This is a genomic window from Acidovorax sp. KPB24-03, from assembly GCF_057546605.1.
Genome location: NZ_BAAJYR010000385.1, coordinates 1 through 3,304 on the forward strand (window position 1 = coordinate 1; position 3,304 = coordinate 3,304).

Consider the following 3,304-nt stretch of genomic DNA (forward strand, 5'->3'; position numbering starts at 1 on the left):
TCGTCGCCTGCCGCGCACGCGCTGGCCGCGCGCCATGTCGATGCCTACCTGACCTGGGGCGAGCCACCCGCCGAAGTGGCCAAGAAAGTGGCTGATGTGCGCGAGAAGGCCGCGCGGCTGGGCCGCACGGTGAAGTTCGGCATCCGCCTGCACGTGATCGTGCGCGAGACCGATGCCGAGGCCTGGGCCGCGGCCGAGAGCCTCATCAGCCGCGTGAAGGACGAAACCGTGGTGCAGGCCCAGGCCGTGTTCGCGCGCATGGACTCCGAGGGGCAGCGCCGGATGGCCGCGCTGCATGCGGGCGGGGCCAGGCGCTCCCGGGCCGACCTGGAGATCAGCCCCAACCTGTGGGCCGGCGTGGGCCTGGTGCGCGGCGGCGCGGGCACAGCCCTGGTGGGCGATCCGCAGACCGTGGCTGACCGCATCAAGGAGTACGCCGCCTTGGGGATCGACACCTTCGTCATGTCGGGCTACCCGCACCTCGAAGAGGCGTACCGCTTTGCCGAGCTGGTGTTTCCGCTGCTGCCGCTGGCGTTGCAGGAAAAGCTCGCGGGCGGCGCGCCCGGCGGGCCATTCGGCGAGGTCGTGGGCAACCAGTACGCGCCGCGCGCGTCGCAAAGCTGAGCGGCGGGGCAGACCATGGCGATCCATTCCATCAACCATGTGCAACTGGCCTTTCCGGCGGGCGCCGAGGGCCAGATCCGCAACTTCTACAGCACGCTGCTGGGGCTGCCGGAATTGATCCACCCCATCGGCAGCACCCTGCGCTTTGCCGCGGGGGCGCAGCGCATCGAGCTGGTGCCCACCGAACGCTGGCAGCCGGCGCCTGCCGTGTCCCACCTGGCGTTCGAGGTGGAGAACCTGCCCGAGCTGCGCGGGCGGCTGCTGCAGGCCGAGCTGCCGCTGGTGGAGAACCGGGCGCTGCCCGGCTACCTGCGCTTTTATGTGAAGGACCCGGCGGGCAACCAGCTGGAGTTCCTCGAACCCGACAACGAACCGAGGTACGACGCATGACCGATACGGTACGAGAGCTGCAGGTCTCGCCCCTGCCCGAGTCGCCCGAAGGCCCGGCGGGCGCCTTGCCTGCGCCGCTGGTGCAGCTGGTGGCCGCCGTGTGGCGCCGCCTGCTGCCCTGGCTGGTGCCGGTCGCGCTGATCGCGCTGTGGCAGGTGGCGTCTGCCCTGGGGTGGCTGTCCACCCGCGTGCTGCCGGCGCCGCTGGACGTGGTCAAGGCCGCGTGGACGCTCACCGAATCGGGCGAGCTGTGGACCCATGTGAAGGTGAGCGCCAGCCGTGCCCTGGCGGGCCTGGCGATCGGAGGCGGCCTGGGGCTGGTGCTGGGGCTGCTCACCGGCTCGCTGCGGCTGGCCGAGACGCTGCTCGACTCCACCATCCAGATGGTGCGCAACATCCCGGCGCTGGCGCTCATTCCGCTGGTGATCCTGTGGTTTGGCATCGACGAGTCGGCCAAGCTGTTCCTCATCAGCGTGTCGGTGTTCTTTCCGATCTACCTGAACACCTTCCACGGCATCCGCAACGTGGACCCGGGCCTGATCGAGATGGGCCGAACCTACGGCCTGTCGCGCTGGCAGCTGTACCGCGAAATCATCCTGCCCGGAGCACTGTCGTCCATCCTGGTGGGCCTGCGCTTTTCGCTGGGGCTGATGTGGGTGATCCTGATCGTGGCCGAGACGATTTCGGCCCAGGCCGGCATCGGCTACCTGACCATGAACGCCCGCGAGTTCCTGCAGACCGACATCGTGCTGGTGGGCATCCTGCTGTACGCACTGCTCGGCAAGCTGGCCGATGTGTTCGCCCGCGGGCTGGAGCACTGGTGGCTGCGCTGGCACCCCGGCTACCAGGCCAAGTCCTGAACCCGTCCGCCGTGCGCTCGACCGAAAGAAAGAAACCGCCCATGACCTTTTCCCATTCCCCCAATCGCCGCACGGTGCTGGCGGCGCTGGCCGCCACGGCCACGCTGGGCGGCACCGGTCTGGCCGCCGCACAAGGCGCTGCGCCGTCCGTGGTGCGCATCGGCTACCAGAAGTCGTCCACGCTGACCGCGCTGCTGAAAGTGCAGGGCACGCTGGAAAAGCAGCTCGCGCCGTTGGGCGTGCAGCCCGTGTGGCACGAGTTCACGAGCGGCCTGCCGCTGCTGGAGGCGCTCAACCTCGACAACCTGGACTTCAGCGCCGACGTGGCCGACACCGTGCCGGTGTTCGCCCAGGCCGCCGGGGCCCGCGTGACCTTCGTGGCACAGGAGGCGCCGTCGCCCACGGCCCAGGCCATCCTGGTGCGGGCGGACTCGCCGCTCAAGACCGTGGCCGAGCTCAAGGGCAAGAAGGTCGGCTTCGCCAAGGCGGCGGGCGCGCACTACCTGCTGATCGCCGCGCTGGAAAAAGCCGGCCTGTCGTTCAGGGACATCGAGCCGGCCTACCTCACGCCCGCCGACGGCCGGGCCGCCTTCGAGCGCGGCGCCATCGATGCCTGGGTGGTGTGGGACCCGTTCCTCGCGGCCGCGCGTCAGCAGTCTGGCGCCCGGGTGCTGGCCGACGGCACGGGCCTGGCGTCGTACCAGCGCTACTACCTGGCCAGCACCCGGTTCGCCCAGGCGCGGCCCGACGTGCTGCGCACCCTGTATGCCGAACTGGAAAAGGCCGGACGCTGGACCAAGGCCTACCCCAGGGAGGCCGCCGCGCTGCTGGCCCCCGTGTGGGGCCTGGATGCGTCCGTCATCGAGCAGGCCAACGGCCGCCGCAGCTATTCCGTGCGGCCCGTGGTGCCCGAAGGACTGGCCGAGCAGCAGCGCATCGCCGACGCCTTCTTTGCCGAGAAGCTGATCCCGCGCCGGGTGGATGCCCTGGCCGTTCCCCTGTTCAAGCCCGGAGCCTGATCCCATGCCTGACGCCCGACCTTCCTCTTCTGCATCCCCCGCCGGCGGCGTGCGCCTGCAGGCGCGCGGCCTGTCCAAGCGCTACGGCCAGCGCGAGGTGCTGCGCAACGCGCAGCTGGAAATCGAACCCGGCGAATTCATCGCCATCGTGGGCCGCAGCGGCTGCGGCAAGAGCACCTTGCTGCGGCTGGTGGCCGGGCTGGAGGCCGCCAGCAGCGGCACGCTCACCACCGACGGCCAAGCCGTGGCCGGCCTGCACGGCGACACGCGCATCATGTTCCAGGAAGCCCGGCTGCTGCCCTGGCGCCGGGTGCTCGACAACGTGACGATCGGCCTGCCCAAGGCCGCGCAGGCGCGGGGCCGCGAGGTGCTGGCGCAGGTGGGCCTGGCCGACCGCGAGGCGAATGGCCG

The 3,304-nt window shown here is 70.6% G+C and carries 5 protein-coding genes; all 5 read left to right on the forward strand.

Annotation, left to right across the window (positions count from 1 at the left end):
* Nucleotides 1-624, forward strand: a 624-nt coding sequence (locus AC27KI_RS21340) for an LLM class flavin-dependent oxidoreductase (protein ID WP_487115710.1), incomplete at its 5' end; no start/stop codon positions are given.
* 15 nt (nt 625-639) lie between these two features.
* On the forward strand, nt 640-1,014 hold the full coding sequence (locus AC27KI_RS21345; RefSeq protein WP_284399990.1) for a VOC family protein: 375 nt from the start codon (nt 640-642) through the stop codon (nt 1,012-1,014).
* On the forward strand, nt 1,011-1,874 hold the full coding sequence (ssuC, locus tag AC27KI_RS21350; RefSeq protein ID WP_272569330.1) for an aliphatic sulfonate ABC transporter permease SsuC: 864 nt from the start codon (nt 1,011-1,013) through the stop codon (nt 1,872-1,874). Before AC27KI_RS21345 ends, ssuC begins: the two co-directional genes overlap by 4 nt.
* A gap of 41 nt (nt 1,875-1,915) precedes the next feature.
* The gene (locus AC27KI_RS21355) at nt 1,916-2,893 is read left to right on the forward strand and encodes an aliphatic sulfonate ABC transporter substrate-binding protein (RefSeq protein WP_487115712.1); all 978 of its coding nucleotides are present in this window, start codon (nt 1,916-1,918) and stop codon (nt 2,891-2,893) included.
* Nucleotides 2,894-2,897: 4 nt separating this feature from the next.
* On the forward strand, nt 2,898-3,304 hold a 407-nt coding region (locus tag AC27KI_RS21360), incomplete at its 3' end, for an ATP-binding cassette domain-containing protein (protein ID WP_487115714.1).

Bases quoted from the DNA above. Each gene is read 5' to 3' on its own strand.
- AC27KI_RS21345 (WP_284399990.1), top strand. From the start codon at position 640: ATGGCGATCCATTCCATCAACCATGTGCAACTGGCCTTTCCGGCGGGC.
- AC27KI_RS21355 (WP_487115712.1), top strand. From the start codon at position 1,916: ATGACCTTTTCCCATTCCCCCAATCGCCGCACGGTGCTGGCGGCGCTG.
- ssuC (WP_272569330.1), top strand. From the start codon at position 1,011: ATGACCGATACGGTACGAGAGCTGCAGGTCTCGCCCCTGCCCGAGTCG.